The 16,287-nt window shown below is 72.4% G+C and carries 15 protein-coding genes and 1 tRNA gene; 14 read left to right on the forward strand and 2 right to left on the reverse strand.

The window, feature by feature from the left end:
- The first annotated feature begins 3 nt into the window (after positions 1-3).
- From DEJ35_RS08105 to DEJ35_RS08160, 12 genes are all read left to right on the forward strand, one after another.
- The gene (locus DEJ35_RS08105) at positions 4-843 is read left to right on the forward strand and encodes an urea amidolyase associated protein UAAP1 (protein ID WP_111090098.1); all 840 of its coding nucleotides are present in this window, start codon (positions 4-6) and stop codon (positions 841-843) included.
- Complete coding sequence (locus tag DEJ35_RS08110; protein WP_110858537.1) at positions 843-1,547, forward strand: urea amidolyase associated protein UAAP2; 705 nt, start codon at positions 843-845, stop codon at positions 1,545-1,547. Before DEJ35_RS08105 ends, DEJ35_RS08110 begins: the two co-directional genes overlap by 1 nt.
- Positions 1,544-5,245, forward strand: a complete 3,702-nt coding sequence (gene uca, locus DEJ35_RS08115; RefSeq protein WP_258378450.1) for an urea carboxylase — start codon at positions 1,544-1,546, stop codon at positions 5,243-5,245. The genes DEJ35_RS08110 and uca overlap by 4 nt, the downstream gene beginning before the upstream one ends.
- The gene (gene atzF, locus DEJ35_RS08120) at positions 5,242-6,966 is read left to right on the forward strand and encodes an allophanate hydrolase (protein ID WP_258378451.1); all 1,725 of its coding nucleotides are present in this window, start codon (positions 5,242-5,244) and stop codon (positions 6,964-6,966) included. Before uca ends, atzF begins: the two co-directional genes overlap by 4 nt.
- Before the next feature lie 26 nt (positions 6,967-6,992).
- The gene (locus tag DEJ35_RS08125) at positions 6,993-7,685 is read left to right on the forward strand and encodes a TetR/AcrR family transcriptional regulator (RefSeq protein WP_111192535.1); all 693 of its coding nucleotides are present in this window, start codon (positions 6,993-6,995) and stop codon (positions 7,683-7,685) included.
- A 60-nt stretch (positions 7,686-7,745) separates the two neighbouring features.
- Positions 7,746-8,339, forward strand: coding sequence for a biotin transporter BioY (locus tag DEJ35_RS08130; protein WP_071245214.1), 594 nt, complete (start codon positions 7,746-7,748; stop codon positions 8,337-8,339).
- A gap of 85 nt (positions 8,340-8,424) precedes the next feature.
- On the forward strand, positions 8,425-8,964 hold the full coding sequence (locus tag DEJ35_RS08135; protein WP_146238458.1) for a hypothetical protein: 540 nt from the start codon (positions 8,425-8,427) through the stop codon (positions 8,962-8,964).
- On the forward strand, positions 8,961-9,491 hold the full coding sequence (locus DEJ35_RS08140; RefSeq protein ID WP_110858534.1) for a DUF6611 family protein: 531 nt from the start codon (positions 8,961-8,963) through the stop codon (positions 9,489-9,491). The genes DEJ35_RS08135 and DEJ35_RS08140 overlap by 4 nt, the downstream gene beginning before the upstream one ends.
- A gap of 49 nt (positions 9,492-9,540) precedes the next feature.
- Positions 9,541-9,882, forward strand: coding sequence for a hypothetical protein (locus DEJ35_RS08145; RefSeq protein WP_051597132.1), 342 nt, complete (start codon positions 9,541-9,543; stop codon positions 9,880-9,882).
- A 104-nt stretch (positions 9,883-9,986) separates the two neighbouring features.
- Positions 9,987-10,580, forward strand: a complete 594-nt coding sequence (locus DEJ35_RS08150) for a TetR/AcrR family transcriptional regulator (RefSeq protein WP_111192536.1) — start codon at positions 9,987-9,989, stop codon at positions 10,578-10,580.
- Positions 10,581-10,606: 26 nt separating this feature from the next.
- Positions 10,607-11,320: an NADPH-dependent F420 reductase gene (locus DEJ35_RS08155; protein ID WP_111192537.1), complete on the forward strand. Its 714-nt coding sequence runs from the start codon at positions 10,607-10,609 to the stop codon at positions 11,318-11,320.
- 174 nt (positions 11,321-11,494) lie between these two features.
- Positions 11,495-13,087 carry a histone-like nucleoid-structuring protein Lsr2 gene (locus DEJ35_RS08160; protein ID WP_111192538.1) on the forward strand — a complete coding sequence of 531 codons (1,593 nt, stop codon included), beginning with the start codon at positions 11,495-11,497 and terminating at the stop codon, positions 13,085-13,087.
- Positions 13,088-13,262: 175 nt separating this feature from the next.
- On the opposite strand, the gene DEJ35_RS08165 is transcribed toward DEJ35_RS08160, so the two are convergent.
- Positions 13,263-13,352, reverse strand: a tRNA-Ser gene (locus DEJ35_RS08165).
- A 143-nt stretch (positions 13,353-13,495) separates the two neighbouring features.
- Between DEJ35_RS08165 and DEJ35_RS08170 the strand changes: the two genes are divergently transcribed.
- A complete protein-coding gene (locus DEJ35_RS08170) occupies positions 13,496-14,494 on the forward strand; it encodes an SGNH/GDSL hydrolase family protein (protein WP_111192539.1) in 999 nt (332 codons plus the stop codon).
- A 10-nt stretch (positions 14,495-14,504) separates the two neighbouring features.
- Positions 14,505-15,866, forward strand: a complete 1,362-nt coding sequence (gene radA, locus DEJ35_RS08175) for a DNA repair protein RadA (RefSeq protein ID WP_027467076.1) — start codon at positions 14,505-14,507, stop codon at positions 15,864-15,866.
- A 4-nt stretch (positions 15,867-15,870) separates the two neighbouring features.
- Here radA and DEJ35_RS08180 read toward each other — a convergent pair whose 3' ends face one another.
- Positions 15,871-16,254 (reverse strand): SseB family protein, encoded by a 384-nt coding sequence (locus DEJ35_RS08180; protein ID WP_111192540.1) that lies wholly within the window; start codon positions 16,252-16,254, stop codon positions 15,871-15,873.
- Positions 16,255-16,287: the final 33 nt, after the last annotated feature.

Genomic DNA, 16,287 nt, shown 5'->3' on the forward strand with positions numbered 1-16,287 from the left:
CCCATGCGCGACCTCCACCAGACCGACAGCGTGCTCGCCTCCCGATCCGACGCACGTGCCCAGGCCGGCTCGCAGTCCGAGTACATGCCGTACCTGCCGGCGTCGTCGTCACCATTCGCCCCCGAGGGCGTCGACCCCGCGCAGCTCGTCTGGGCCGAGACGGTGGCGCCGGGCGGCTACACGCACAAGGTGCTGGCCCGCGGATCACGGCTGCGGTTCGACGACCCGACGGGTCAGGCCTGCGCCAACGTCCTGGTGTTCAACGCGCTCGAACCGTGGGAGCGACTCAACGTCGCCGACACCCAGAAGATCCCGTGGCAGGCGTACCTGGGCCAGGGCTCGCCCCTGCTGAGCGGGGACGGCCGGGCACTCGCGACCGTGCTCGAGGACACCTCGGGGCACCACGACGCGTTCTGCGGCACCTCGTCCGACGCCTGGAACGAGCGGAAGTACGGCGACGCGGCACCCGAGGGGCGCACCCCGAGCGGTCGGTCGCTGTTCGCGAAGGCCGCCGCCAAGCACGGGCTCACCAAGCGGGACCTGCCGCCGAGCATCTCGTTCTTCCAGGGCGTGCGGATCGACGCAGAGGGGGCGATGACCTTCACCGGTTCGGCCGGCGCGGGCACCCACGTCACGCTCGTCGCCGAGCTGCCGCTGCTCGTGCTGGTCGCGAACGTCGCGCACCCGATCGACCCGCGCCCGGACTACCTGGTCGGACCACTGCGGGTGCACGCCTGGCGCGGGGCCCCGACGACCGCGGCCGACGAGCGGTTCACCGCGACGCCGGAGCTCACCCGCGCCTACCTGAACTCGATCGACCACGCGGAAGCCCGAGGCCTGTGATGACCGACACGACGACCCACACCCCCGCCTCGACCGTCCCGGTCGGAGCCGTCCACGACCCGGACGTCGCCCTCGACTGGAGCGAGTCCCTGGTGCCGGGCACCGTGGTCCGCGACGACCGGGTCGCCCCGCTCGCGCCGTGGTCCGCCGTGGTCCGCGCCGGCGAGGTCCTCACCATCGTCGACGTCGGCGGCAACCAGAGCGCCGACTGCCTGCTCTACGACGCCCACGACCCCGACGAGCGGTACAGCGTGCCGGACACCCTCGCCGCGCAGGGCAACGCGTACGTCCGGACCGGCACCGTGCTGATGTCGAACGAGGGCCGCCCGCTGATGACCGTCGTCGCGAACGAGATCGACCGGCAGGACACCATCGGCGGCGCGTGCTCGAAGGAGTCGAACACCCTGCGGTACGGGCACCACACCCGGTACCAGCACGGCTGCCGCGAGAACTTCCTGGCCGAGGCCGGCCGCCACGGACTCGGCGCCCGCGACATCGTGTCGAACCTCAACTGGTTCATGAACGTGCCGGTCGAGGCCGACGGCGCCCTGGGGATCGTCGACGGCATGAGCGCCCCCGGCAAGCGGGTCGCGATCCGGGCCGAGCGGGACGTGCTCGTCGTCGTCTCGAACTGCCCGCAGATGAACAACCCCTGCAACGACTTCTCCTGCACACCGCTGCGCATGATCGTGGTCCAGCCGTGACCGCCGCGCCCGACCCCACCGGGACCGCCACCGTGAACCAGACCCCCACCCTTCGCACCGACACCGTCCTCGTCGCGAACCGCGGTGAGATCGCCCGCCGCATCATCCGGTCCGCGAAGGCGCTCGGCATGCGCACCGTCGCCGTCTACTCGGACGCCGACCGCGCGGCACCCCACGTCCGCGAGGCCGACACCGCGGTCCGGCTCGGTCCCGCCCCCGCCCGCGACTCGTACCTGCGCATCGACGCGGTGGTGCAGGCCGCGAAGGACACCGGCGCCGGACTCGTGCACCCCGGCTACGGGTTCCTGTCCGAGAACACCGACTTCGCCCGGGCCTGCGAGGACGCCGGCATCCGGTTCGTCGGGCCGACCGCCGACCAGATCGTCCGGTTCGGCGCGAAGCACACCGCCCGCGAGCTGGCCGCCGCCGCGGGGGTCCCGATGCTCGCCGGCACCGGGCTGCTCGCCAGCGTCGACGACGCCGTGGCCCAGGCCGAGCGCATCGGGCTGCCCGTCATGCTCAAGGCCACCGGGGGTGGCGGCGGGATCGGCATGCAGGCCTGCTCGACCCTCGACGAGGTCCGCGAGGCGTACACGAGCGTCGTCCGCCTGGCGACCGCGAACTTCGGGTCGGCCGGCATCTTCCTCGAGCGGCTGGTCCGGCCGGCCCGGCACGTCGAGGTCCAGCTCTTCGGTGACGGCGAGGGCCGCGTCGCGGTGATCGGCGACCGCGACTGCTCCCTGCAGCGCCGCAACCAGAAGGTCATCGAGGAGGCCCCGGCACCGGCGCTCCCCGAGCACGTCCGCGCCGAGCTGCACGCATCGGCCCGCCGCCTGGCCGAGAGCGTCGGGTACCGCAGCGCCGGCACCGTCGAGTTCGTCTACGACCCGGTGCGCGAAGAGGCGTCGTTCCTCGAGGTGAACACCCGCCTGCAGGTCGAGCACCCGGTCACCGAGGAAGTGTTCGGCGTCGACCTCGTCGAGCTCATGCTCCGCCTGGCCCGAGACGGCGCGGTCGGCATCGACCCCGACGTGTTCGACCGCACCTGGACCCCGAACGGCCACGCCGTCGAGGCCCGCGTCTACGCCGAGGACCCGGCGAAGGGCTCGCTGCCCTCCAGCGGCCTCGTCACCCAGGCCGTGTTCCCGAGCGCGACCACGGCATCCGGCGAGCGCACCGGCATCCGCGTCGACGGCTGGGTCGAGACCGGCTCCGAGGTGTCCACGTTCTACGACCCGATGCTCGCCAAGGTGATCGCCACCGGGGAGACCCGCGACGACGCCCTCGACCTGCTGCGCGACGGACTCGCGACCACCCGCATCGACGGCATCGTCACGAACGCCGGGCTCCTCCGCGCGCTGACCGACGACCTCGAGCTCCGCACCGCCACGCACTCCACCTCGACGCTCGACGCGACCGAGGACCCGGACCCGCGCATCGACGTCGTCGCGCCCGGCACCATGACGATGATCCAGGACCTGCCCGGCCGGGTCGGGTACTGGCAGGTGGGCGTCCCGCCGAGCGGCCCGTTCGACGCGGCCTCCTTCGCCGAGGCGAACCGCGCCGTGGGCAACCCGGACGGCGCCCCCGCGCTCGAGGTCACCGCCACCGGCCCGACGCTCCGGTTCTCGGCCGCCGCGGTGGTCGCGCTCACGGGTGCGCCGGCGCCGGTCACCCTCGACGGCGAACCCGTGGCGCTGTGGGAGCCGGTCGAGGTCGGCGCCGGCCAGACCCTGGCGATCGGCACGGCCCCCGGTCCGGGCCTCCGCACCTACCTGGCGGTCCGGGGCGGCTTCGACGTGCCGACCTACCTCGGCTCGACCGCGACCTTCACGCTCGGTGGCTTCGGCGGCCACGCCGGGCGGGCCCTGCTCGCCGGCGACGTCCTGCGCCCGGGCTCCCCGGACTCGGACGCCCCGCACCCGGCGTTCCCGTCCGGAACCCGTCTGGGCCTGGTGGGCGGCCCGACCCCGGCCGACCGCCGCACCGCGCTCACCGACGCGTGGGAGATCGCCGTCACCGAGGGGCCGCACGCGGCGCCGGACTTCTTCACCCGCGCCGACCTCGACGTCTTCTACGCCACCGACTACGCCGTGCACCACAACTCGGCGCGCACCGGCATCCGGCTCATCGGCCCGCGGCCGGAGTGGGCGCGGACCGACGGTGGCGAGGCCGGTCTGCACCCCTCGAACATCCACGACACCCCGTACGCCGTCGGTGCGATCGACTTCACCGGGGACACCCCGATCATCCTCGGACCGGACGGGCCGTCGCTCGGCGGCTTCGTCTGCCCCGCCGTGGTCGCCAGCGGCGACCTCTGGAAGCTGGGCCAGCTCCGACCGGGTGACACGGTCCGGTTCGTCCCGGTCCGCGAAGCCGACGCCGCCGCGCTCGACGCACACCGGGCCTCCAGGACGGTGCCGCGCACCGGAGGCGACGGCGACGACGGTGTGATCGCCCACCTGGACGCGACCGACGTGCGGCCGAGCGTCGCGTACCGACGCGACGGCGACGACAACGTGCTCGTCGAGTACGGCGACATGACCCTCGACATCGCTCTGCGGATGCGCGTGCACGCGCTCATGACGAAGCTGCAGGAGCACACGCCGAAGGGGATCCTCGACATCACGCCGGGCATCCGCTCGCTGCAGGTGCACACCGACGCGTCCGTGCTCAAGGCGCGCGACGTGGCGGGGTTGCTCCGCGAGCTCGAGGACGAGATCCCGCCGACCGACCAGCTCGTCGTGCCGTCGCGCACCGTCAAGCTGCCGCTGTCGTGGGACGACCCGGCCACCCGGCTGGCGATCGAGCGGTACATGAACGGCGTGCGGAACGACGCCCCGTGGACCCCGTGGAACATCGAGTTCATCCGTCGCATCAACGGGCTCGAGAGCGTCGACGACGTCTTCCGGACCGTGTTCGACGCGAGCTACCTGGTGCTCGGCCTCGGCGACGTGTACCTCGGCGCCCCGGTCGCGACCCCGCTCGACCCCCGGCACCGCCTGGTCACGACGAAGTACAACCCGGCCCGCACCTGGACCGCCGAGAACTCCGTCGGCATCGGTGGCGCGTACCTGTGCATCTACGGCATGGAGGGACCCGGCGGCTACCAGTTCGTCGGCCGCACGGTGCAGATCTGGAACCGGTTCCGCCGCGGTGGGCTGTTCCAGGAGAACCCGTGGGCGCTGCGGTTCTTCGACCGGATCGAGTGGTACCCGGTCGGTGCCGACGAGCTGCTCGAGTTGCGCGCCGAGACCGACGCCGGGCGGGGCTCGTTCGAGACCGTCGAGGGCGAGTTCTCGATCGCGTCGTACAACCGCTTCCTGTCCGACAACGCCGGGTCCATCGCGGGCTTCCGGGCGCAGCAGGCGCAGGCGTTCGGCGAGGAGAAGGAGCGGTGGCGGGCATCGGGCGAGTTCGACGTCCGTGACGAACCGGCCGCCGTGGTGGCCGACGCCGTGACCGTGCCCGAGGGGTCGACCGCCGTGTACGCCCCCTTCACCTCGACCGTGTGGCAGGTGGACGTCCGACCGGGAGACCGCGTGGACGAGGGGCAGAAGCTGCTGGCCGTGGAGGCGATGAAGATGGAGTCGATGGTGCACGCACCGGTGCCGGGCCACGTGCTCGAGGTGTACATCAAGCCGGGCGACCAGGTCGCGCCGGGGCAGGTCCTCGCCGCGATCGGAGCGGCAGCGTGAGCGGGATCAGCGCGGCGAGTGCCGGCACGAGCGCCGGCTCGGCCGCCACGACGTTCGCCTCGGCCCGCGTCCGCGACGCCTTCGCCCGCATCGACGCCGTCGACCGGCCCGAGGTCTGGATCACGCTGCGCGACCGCACCGACGTGCTGGCCGAGGCCGAGGCCGTCGACCCGAATCTGCCCCTGGCCGGCCTGCTCTTCGCCGTGAAGGACAACATCGACGTCGCCGGCCTGCCCACCACCGCAGCCGCCCGCTCCTACGCCCACGACCCCGCCGCCGACGCCACCGCCGTCGCCCGGCTCCGCGCCGCCGGCGCCGTCGTCGTCGGCAAGACGAACCTCGACCAGTTCGCCACCGGCCTGGTCGGCACCCGCTCGCCCTTCGGCGCGGTCCGGAACGCCTGGGACCCCACGCGGATCTCCGGCGGCTCGTCGAGCGGTTCCGCCACGGCGGTCGCCCTGGGCATCGTCGACTTCGCGCTCGGCACCGACACCGCCGGGTCCGGCCGGGTGCCCGCCGCGCTCGGCAACCTGGTCGGGGTCAAGCCGACGAAGGGGCTCGTGCCGAACACCGGCGTCGTCCCCGCCTGCCGCTCGCAGGACTGCGTCACGGTGTTCGCCCGGTCGCTCGACCTCGCGCGCACGGCGGCCGAGCTGATGGCCGGTCCGGACGGCGTCGACCCGCTCGCACGGCCCGACCGCGCCCTCGCCGACCTGCCCGCCGTCCCGCGCATCGCGGTGCCGCTGCCGTCACAGCTCGAGGGGCTCGCACCCGGCTGGGCCGAGGCGTTCGCCGCGGCCGTCGACCGGTTCCGCGCGCTCGGACACCAGGTGGTCGAGGTCGACATCGCACCCCTGCTCGACGCCGCGTCGCTGCTCTACGACGGCGCCTTCGTCGCCGAACGGTACGCGGCCGTCGGCGCCCACATCGAGGCCCACCGCGACGAGATCGGTGCCGACCTCGACCCGTCGGTCGCCGCGATCGTGCTCGGTGGTGCACGACCGACCGCCGCGGAGCTCTTCGCCGACCAGGAACGGCTCGACGCGTTCGGGGCAGCCGGTCGCGCCGCACTCGAGGGCACCACCGCCCTGCTCACCCCGACGACGACGTGGCACCCGACGCTCGAGCAGGTCGCGGCCGACCCGATCGGCGCGAACAGCCGGATGGGTCGCTACACGAACTTCGCGAACCTGCTCGACATGGCCTCGCTCGCCGTGCCCGCCGGGCTCGTCGACGGCCTGCCGTTCGGCGTCATGCTCACCGGTCCCGCGTTCAGCGACCGCCGTCTGGCGGCGTTGGCGGCCGCGTTCGCCGCCCCGACCGTCGACCTGCTGGTCGTCGGGGCGCATCTGCGCGGGCAGCCGCTGAACGGGCAGCTGGTCGCGTCCGGCGGATCGTTCCTCCGGGAGGCCCGCACCGCGCCCGACTACCGGCTGTACGCACTCGACACGGTGCCGCCCAAGCCCGGGCTGGTCCGCGTGGGTCCGGTCGCGTCCGGCGCTGCTGCGCCGGGGTCGGGCATCGTCGGGGAGGTCTGGCGCCTGCCCGCCGCCGGCTTCGGCACCTTCGTCGCGGCCCTGCCGGCACCGATGGCGATCGGCACCGTGGCGCTCGACGACGGTACCGAGGTCACCGGGTTCCTGGTCGAGCCGTTCGCGGTCCAGGGGGCCGAGGACATCACCCACCACGGCGGCTGGCGCGCGTACCGGGAACAGTCGTGACGGACACCGGCTGTCAGGATGGGGGCATGTCCCCCGACGACCGGCCCGTGCGCCCCGGCCGACCGCGGGTCGTGCCGAACGCCGACTCCGCGATGAGCCCGCGTGACCAGATCCTCGACGCCGCCGCCGCGCTGTTCGTCGAGAACGGCATCAGCGCGACCTCGACCCGGGCGATCGCCGAACGGGTCGGGATCCGGCAGGCCTCGCTGTACTACCACTTCGCCGGCAAGGACGACCTGCTCGTCGAGCTGCTCACGACCTCGGTGCGCCCGAGCCTCGAGCTGGTTCGCGGCCTCGAGCAGCTCGTGCCGGAGTCGGCCTCGGCAGCCGGTGCCCTCGCCGCGCTGGTCGTCGCCGACGTGGACACCCTCGCCCGCACCCCGCACAACATCGGCACGCTGTACCTGCTGCCCGAGGTGCAGGGCGAGCGCTACGACGGGTTCCGGGCCGAGCGCGTCGAACTGCAGGAGGCCTACGGGCGCCTCGGCTCGCGCGCTGCCACCCCGGACGTCGCCGCCGGTGTCGCGCCGTCGCGCCTCGGTGCCGTGCTCATCCAGATCACCGAGACCGTCATCCAGCTCCGCCGGTCCGGCCCCGTGCAGGACGCCGACCGCGACGCCCTCGTCGCGACCTGCCTGCGCGCGTGCGGCCTCGACACCGCCGCCGTGGAGGGGGCCCGGCGCGACGCCGAGTCCCTGCTGGCCGCCGTCGCGGTCTGACCCCGTCCCTTTCTCCCGCAGCTCCTTCTCCCCCGGCTCCTTCCCCCAGCGAGGAACACCATGACCACGATCACCCCCGCCGCACACCGTCCGCTCGCCGACGCGCTGCTCCCCCGCACCGCCGTCGTCAGCACCGCCCTGGTCCTCGGCGGCGCGCTGCTGACCGCCGGTGCCGCGCAGGTGTCCGTGCCGATCTGGCCCGTCCCGATCACCGGGCAGACCCTGGCCGTGCTGCTCGTCGGCAGTGCCCTCGGTGCCCGTCGCGGTGCCCTGTCGATGCTCGTCTACGCGCTGCTCGGCGTCGTCGGGCTGCCGGTCTTCGCGGACGGTTCGGCCGGGGTCGGCGTGCTCGTCGGCCCCTCAGGCGGGTACATCGTCGGCTTCGTCGCCGCCGCGGCCCTGGTCGGCTGGGTCGCCGAGCGCTTCGGCGACCGCCCGCTGCGGAACGCGCTGCTGTCCTTCGCCCTCGGCACCGTCGTCACCTTCGTCGCCGGGATGGCCTGGCTCGCGGTGGCACTCGGCCTCGACCTGCAGCAGACCCTGCAGTACGGGCTGTACCCGTTCGTCCTCGGTGGTGTGGTGAAGACCCTGATCGGCGCCGGCGTGATCTCCCTCGGGTGGACCGCAGCCCTGCGCTCGGCCACCCGCCGGTGAGCGCTCCGTCAGGACTCCGGCGCCGGCCGTAGGGGTTCCGTCAGGAGGCCTTCCGCGCCGTTCGAGCGCGCGAGAGCGTGTGGTCGTGACACTGACTGCGATCATGCCGACGCTCCGCGCGTCGCTCCCCGATCCGATGGACCCGTTCCTCTGGCCGGCCCACACCACAGCGACCACCGACGACCTGCTGGTCTCGGCGATCTCGATGGTCCGGCTCGCCGACCTCACCGGCACCCCGACCGTGCACACCGCCGAGCAGTCCCCGCCCCGGTACCGCCCGCGCGGCTGGACACCCCGCGACGTGAGCGTCGCCGTCGCGGCGGTCACCCGTGTGCGGCGACCGCTCACCGGGGTGGTGCTCCTGGAACTGGACGCGGTCCTGCCGACCTGCGCCGTGCTCGACCAGGTGCGCCTGATCGGACGCCGGAGCACCGCTCCCCTCTCCCCGATGTACGTCGTCACCCGCTGTGACGGTCAGGCCGACGGTCCGTTCCACCGCCTCCCGGCTCCGTTGCCCGCCGACGTCCGCGAAGGCGACCTGGTCTGCTTCCCGTGCCTGGCGACCGTCCGGCACCGCGACGTCGTCGAACCGGTCCGGGCGGAACTCGCGCCGGTGGATCGATGACCGTCGCGCTGCCGGTCCGCACCCGGCTGCTCGACGGCGCCCACCTGTGGGGCCGGTACACGGTCCGGCCCGTCGGCCGAACACTGTGGAGCTCGCGGACCCTCGTCGTGTTCCCGCCCGGCACGACCACCGGCGAGCGCCTGCTGCTGCGCGCCTGGCACGTCTGGCCGGCCGTCGGGGCGGTCGTCGCCCTCGCTGCCCTGGTGCTCGCCGTCTCGGTCCCCGCCGTCGGCACGACCACCGCGCTGCTCCTCTACGGCGGCGGCTTCGCGGTCCTCGCCCGCGCCACCCGCGCGCTGCGGCCACGGGTGCGGTCCGTCACCGTGACGACGTTCCTGGGCGACGGCCGCCGCGAGGTCCACGGCGACGAACGCCTGCTCACCGGCTCCCTGGACGCGCTGTCGATCCTGGAACAGGCGCTCCGGGCCGACCGCATCCGCCCCGTCGACTTCGAACTCATCTGGGGCGACGTGTGGAACGCCCTGCCCGCGCCGGCCCCGGACCACCGCGCACAGCGGTCATCCTGAAGCCGGTTCCCGCGCCGCGCGTTTGTATGGGTTCGGGAAGGAGTACGCGATGAAGCACATCCACTACGACGCCACCACGATCCTGGTCGGAGACGACGTCGCCGACGCCGTGATCGAGTACGCCGCGGCTCTCGCCGGGGGCGACCGGGCCGACACCGTCGACGTGCCCGCCGTCGCCGACGACGGGACGATGACCACCACGAAGATCCTCATCGGGCCCTCGAGCGAGATCGTCATCGAGGACGCGGAAGAGGACGAACTCGAGATGGACAACGGGGAGTTCGTCGGGCGGCTGCGCGCCGCCGCGAAGACCTTCGGGCACAGCGAACCGATCCACGCGAACACGAGGACGGACCTGGCGGACGCGGCGGAGGCTGCCGAGGAGTCCTGACGCCCGGGCGTCGCGCTTCAGCGTCGAAACGGAGAGGGTCTCCTGTACTGTGGTGAGTCCGGAGAGCTTCTCCGTTTCCCGACGCCACAGCCTGGAGGCCCGCCATGCCCGAGCAGACCGCTCCCGCCGGGCGCGCCCCGCGCGCTGACGCGCTGCGGAACCGGGACCACATCCTGCAGGTCGCGGAGCGCGCCTTCGCCGAGCACGGCGTGACCGGCTCGCTCGACGCGATCGCGAAGCAGGCCGGCGTCGGCGCCGGCACCCTCTACCGGCACTTCCCCACTCGCGAGGCCCTGATCGCCGAGCTCCTCGCCGCCCGCGACGAGCACCTGGTGGCGCGTCGTGAAGCACTGCGCGACGGCTCCGTGGACACCGGCGACGCCCTGCACGGCTGGCTCGACGCGGTCACCGAGTGGGCCGGCACGTTCGACGGACTGCCCGAACCACTCCGCGCCGCCGCGTCGTCCGACTCGTCGCCGCTCGCCCTGACGTGCCAGGGGTTCATCACCACCACGGACGAGTTCCTCCGCGCCGCGCAGCGTTCCGGTCGTGCGCGTGCCGACGTCCGCGCGCGGGACCTGTTCCTCGCCGCGTTGGCCACCAGCTGGGTCCGGGGCGCCGCGATGGCCGACGACTCGTCGTCCGCCGCACTCTCCGCCCTGGCCCGGCGCGGCTGGGAAGCCCCGCCTCTTCCTTGACATTCACCTCCCGGAAAGGGCACCACATGAACCGCATCGGCATCATCGGCAGCGGAGCCATCGGCACCGCGATCGCACGCCTGGCCGTCGCCGCCGACCTCGACGTCCTCATCGCGAACTCGCGCGGCCCCGAGTCGCTGCAGGACCTCGTCGTCGAGCACGGCCCGCGGGCCCAGGCCGGCACCGTGCGACAGGCCGTCGAGTTCGGCGACGTGCCCGTGCTCGCCATCCCGCTCACCGCCTACCCGGCACTCGCCCCCGACCTCGACGCCTTCGCCGGGCGGACCGTGCTGTCGACGGGCAACTACTACCCCGGTCGCGACGGCCGGATCGAGCAGCTCGACACCCTCGCGACGACCACGGCGGAGTACGAGCAGACACTCCTGCCCGGCACGCGGGTCGTCAAGGCGTTCAACAACATCGTCGCCCACCACATCCCGAACCTCGCCGGCTCCACGCCCCGCACGGCGCTGCCGATCGCGGGCGACGACGAGCAGGCCAAGGCCGTGGTCGCCGAGCTCGTGCAGCTGCTCGGGTTCGACACCGTGGACGCCGGGAGCCTCGCCGACTCGTGGCGCTTCGAGCCGGAGTCCGGGGCGTACACGGGGATCTACGCGGCGAGTGCCGAGGGGTTCGCGGCGGACTACCTGGCCGATCAGGGAGCACCGTTGCCCGCGGAGCGGCTGCGGGACATACTGGCGGTGTCGCACCGGGCGGATGTGACGAACCGGCAGTTCTGACGATGCGGGCCCACCTTCGGATCCCTCCGGAACAGCCAGGCCGAACACTGGCCCCTCTTCTGGGGACGCCCGATCGCCCCCCGCGCCGGCGGCTGTCTTCTAGCGTGAGATGGAAGACCGCGGCGCTCCCGTTCCCCGCGAGCATCCGTCGCGGCGGGGTGGAAGAAGGCATCGGTGGGACTGTTCAACTGGCTGTTCGGACGTCGGGCGCGCCCGGCCAAGCACCCGGTAGCGCCAGCGTCTGCAGAGACGACAGTGAGCTACGGTGCGCCCGCGTTCGCAGTCGTCGACGTGGAGACGACCGGGCTGTCACCACAGCGGGACCGCGTCCTCGAGGTTGCGATCGTGCGGCTCGACGCAACAGGTGCAGTCGTTGACGAATGGGTGACCCGAATCGACCCTGAAGGACCGGTCGGGGCAATCCACATCCACGGCATCAGGCAGGCCGACGTCGTCGGGCGACCGCGTTTCGCTGACGTCGCGGGCACGATCGTCGCACGTCTCTCGGGACTCGCCGTCGTCGCGCACAACGCCAAGTTCGACCTGGCATTCCTTCGGAACGAGTTGAAGAGCGCCGGGTGGGACGTCCCGTGGATCGCCGCGTACTGCACGCTCGATGCCAGCTACGCGTACCTGCCGGACATGGACCGGCGCCGACTCGCCGACTGCTGCTGGGCGGTGGGCGTCCGGCTTGACGACGCGCACTCTGCGCTCGGCGATGCGCGAGCCGCCGCGGGGCTGCTCGGTGCCTACGTCGGGCTGAACGGTGGTCCGGATCCTGTGCTGACCGAAGCGCAGGACCTCGCCAGGAGCACGAGGTGGCCGTCAGGTCCGTCGCGGTCGCCGTCGCGGTCTGCTTCAGCGTCCGTCGCGGGCCCGCGCGCCGGCAGGATGCCCGCCAGCGGACGTCCTGCACGAATCACCTCGCCCCGCCCCACCGCTCCCCCGTTGCTCGAACAGCTCACCGCGATGTCCCTCCTCGAAGTACTCGAGGAAGGGGCACCCGTTGGGTCGACGGCGTACCTCGAGATGCTCTTCGACGCCCTCGAGGACGGCGACATCTCCGACGCTGAGTCAGTGGCCCTGCACGAGCTGTGCGCCGAGTACGAGCTGTCCCCAGCAGACACCAGCGCGGCGCATGAAGCGTTTCTCCTGGCGCTGGCGCACCGGGCGGTCGACGACGGACGTGTCTCTCACGACGAGCGCCGTGAGCTGAGGACCATCGCCTCGCTGCTGGGCGTCGCGGAAACGAAGGTGAAGCGAGTCCTCGACCGCGCTGATGCCGCTCGTCATGCCCGGTTGAGCGCAGGCTTGGGCGCGCTGCCCGCCCCGTGGCCACACGGGGAACCGCTCCGCGTCGGGGACAAGGTCGTCTTCACCGGATGCGACGAACGGCAACGTGCGCGACTCGAGCAGCGATCCGAGGAGCTCGGCGTTCGGGTCGTCGGTGCAGTGTCTCGGCTGACGGCCATGCTGGTCACGGACGGGTCCTTCTCCGGCGGGAAGTTCGCCAAGGCGACAGAACTCGACACGCGTCGCGTGCACCCGGACACGTTCGAGGTGTTGTTGCGGCACCTCCAGCCCGCAGTGTCCAGCTCGGCGACGGCCACCGCGAAGGCCTCGCCCAGCCCGGTCTCGACATCCGACCCGCTGAACGCAGCGTCTCCGTCGGCCGTCCGAGCGTGGGCAGTCTCGGCCGGGCTCGAAGTGGGCGTCCGAGGTCGACTCCCGAAGCACGTGTTCGACGCCTACGCGGCAGCCCACTGAAGGGGTTCACTCATCCAGGGCAACTCGAACACCTGGGCGTTCCGGGCGGATGCCTCGGCCGGACGGAGGGAGCGCAACGCTGCTCCCGCACGGTAGAACTGGCGAGATCGCGTCGTTGATCCTCGGGGAACGAGAAGAGCCCCCGGTCCAAGCCGGGGGCTCTTCATCGTGTTGCTGGCGGTACCGGTGGGATTTGAACCCACGGTGGAGTTGCCCCCACACATGTTTTCGAGACATGATCCTTCGGCCGCTCGGACACGGTACCGGGAAAGAGTTTACACGATCCGGGAGGCCCGTGATGACACCGCGGGTCGGCTCTCCCTCCACAGGCCGTCACCTGCAGGGCTCTCCCCACACCCACAGGTCCTCCTCGTCTCCGGCAAGACCGGCGGGCGTACCGTCCACGGCATGAGAACCCGCTCGCTCATCGCACTCCTCACCTCCGTCGTCGGCAGCCTCGGCGTCGTCGGTGCCGCAGCCGTCGGTGCCCGCGCCGGCGTGAAGGGCCAACGGGCAGCGGCGCAACGGGTCGTCGACATGCTCCCGATCCACGCCGACTGGTGGCGCGAACGACAGCAACACGAGGGGCAGCTGCTCTACGTGGCGATCGGTGACTCGGCAGCGCAAGGCGTCGGTGCGACCGCACCCGGGCGTGGCTACGTGGGGCTGCTCGCGCGGCGCATCCGGCACCGTTCCCACATGTCGGTCCGGGTGGTGAACCTCAGCGTGTCCGGTTCGACCACGTGGGGCGCGAAGCGTGATCAGCTGCCGAAGCTCCGGCACTACGCGCCCGACATCTGCACGGTGTCGATCGGGGCGAACGACATCGCCGACTTCGACCCGGACAAGTTCGAGCGGAACATCCGGGCGATCTACGGTGCGGTCCCCTCGCACGCCGTGGTGGCCGAACTGCCGTGCATGTTCGTGCCGGACCGGGAGCGCAAGGTTGCGGTGGCGAACGAGATCGTGCACCGGGTTGCCGACGAGTTCGGACTGACGGTGGCGCCGCTGCACACCATCACCAAGCGGGTCGGCCTCCGCCGCACCTTCTTCAACAGCTACGGCGACCTGTTCCACCCGAACGACCGCGGCTACGAGATCTGGGCGAGCGCGTTCGAGCCCGCGGTCGACGCGCGGGTCGACACGGTGGCGGCGATCCGGCACTACCTGTCCGTGCGCGAGGCCGAGAACCTCGGTCGTGACGCCGGGGCGGTGGCGAACGCCCGCGCCGAGCAGGACACCGACGGGGCCGAGGCACTCGACCACGCCTCGCGCCAGGGTCCGGGGCCGGTCGAGCGCCTGCGCCACCGGATGACCGGGTCGATCGCGCTGCCCGACGAACGAGACCAGACGGACGAGTCGGACGAGCCGGGCGACCACGCCGGTGATGTCGGCCGTACGGCCTAGCCTCGACGACATGGCGCGCCCGCAGTCCCTCTACCGTTGCACCGAGTGCGGCTGGACCAGCATCAAGTGGGTCGGCCGGTGCGGTGAGTGCCAGACCTGGGGCACCGTCGAAGACAGCTCGGCGGCGTCGGCGAGCACCCGGGGTACCTCGGCGGTCGCCGTCACCGGCGCCCGGGCCGCGCGACCCATCACCGAAGCCCGCGGCACTTCCGTGCAGCGCTGGCAGACCGGCATCGGCGAGTTCGACCGTGTCCTCGGCGGCGGCGTGGTGCCAGGCGCGGCGGTCCTGCTGAGCGGCGAGCCCGGCGTCGGCAAGTCGACCCTGCTGCTCGAGGTCGCTTCGCGAGCCGCAGCCTCGGGCAAGCGCGTCCTCTACGTCAGCGCCGAAGAGTCCGTCGACCAGGTCCGGCTCCGTGCCGAACGCACCGGGGCGATGCACGACGACCTGTACCTGGCGAGCGAGGTGGACCTCGGCGTCATCATCGGCCAGATCGACCAGGTGCAGCCCGACCTGCTCATCGCCGACTCCGTGCAGACCATCTCGTCGAGCTCGATCGACGGCATCGCGGGTGGCACGTCCCAGGTGCGCGAGGTCGCCTCGACCCTGATCCGCATCGCGAAGGACCGCGCCCTGCCCGTCCTCATCGTCGGTCACGTCACGAAGGACGGCACGATCGCCGGCCCGCGGCTCCTGGAGCACCTGGTCGACGTCGTCTGCCACTTCGAGGGCGATCGGCAGACCGCCCTGCGCTTCGTCCGGGCGCTCAAGAACCGCTTCGGCCCCACCGACGAGGTCGGGTGCTTCGACATGGGCGGCGACGGCATCCACGAGGTCCCCGACCCGAGCGGCCTCTTCATGTCGAAGAACGCCACCCCGGTGTCCGGTACCTGCGTCACCGTCGCACTCGAAGGGCGTCGCGCGCTGCCGGTCGAGGTGCAGGCCCTCATCGTCCCGAGCTCGGCGCCGCAGCCCCGCCGGGTCGTGAACGGCGTCGATGCGTCGCGTGTCGCGATGCTGCTCGCGGTCCTCGAACGCCGTGCCGGCCTCAAACTGTCCGACGCCGACGTCTACGTCTCCACGGTGGGCGGCATGAAGCTCACCGAGCCCGGCGCCGACCTGGCGATCGCGCTGGCCCTCGCGAGCGCCGCACGAGACCGTCCGTATCCGCACACGCTCGCGGCCGTCGGTGAGATCAGCCTCGCCGGCGAGATCCGTCCGGCCACGGGCACGAAGCAGCGCGTGAACGAGGCCACCCGCCTCGGGTTCACGACGGTGCTCGGCTCGGACTCCGGGCACCTGCGCGAAGCCCTGCGTGTGGCGTTCTCGATGACGCAGTCCCCGCGCGAACGCGAACTCGACCGCGCGTTCTGAGGCGCTACGCGCGCAAAGCGGCCAGCAGGTCGGCCGGCGCGGCCTGCATGGTGTGCGGGCCGGCGATGTCGAAGAACACGCCCTCGAGCATGTCGAGGTGGGCGGCCAGGAACTCCTCGAGCCGCGGCCCGTCGTAGACCATGACCTGCCGGATCTTCTCGTCCGGCACCATCGCCGTGTAGGCGTCCGCCGACGAGAACAGCAGCAGGATGCGCTTGTCCGACCCCTCACGGCCGAACACCCGCACCTGCATGTCCTTCTTGCCGGTGACGAGTCGGGGGACGATCACGATGTCGTGGCGGAGCGCGAACGCCACCGCAGCGACGTCCTGCTCCGCGAGGGCTTCCTCGAGCTGTTCGCTCCGGAAGCGCTGTTCCTTGTCTGCCATCAGCTCAATTCCACCAGATTTTCGTCGTTCCGT

It is taken from the genome of Curtobacterium sp. MCPF17_051, from assembly GCF_003234595.1.
Classification (GTDB): domain Bacteria; phylum Actinomycetota; class Actinomycetes; order Actinomycetales; family Microbacteriaceae; genus Curtobacterium; species Curtobacterium flaccumfaciens.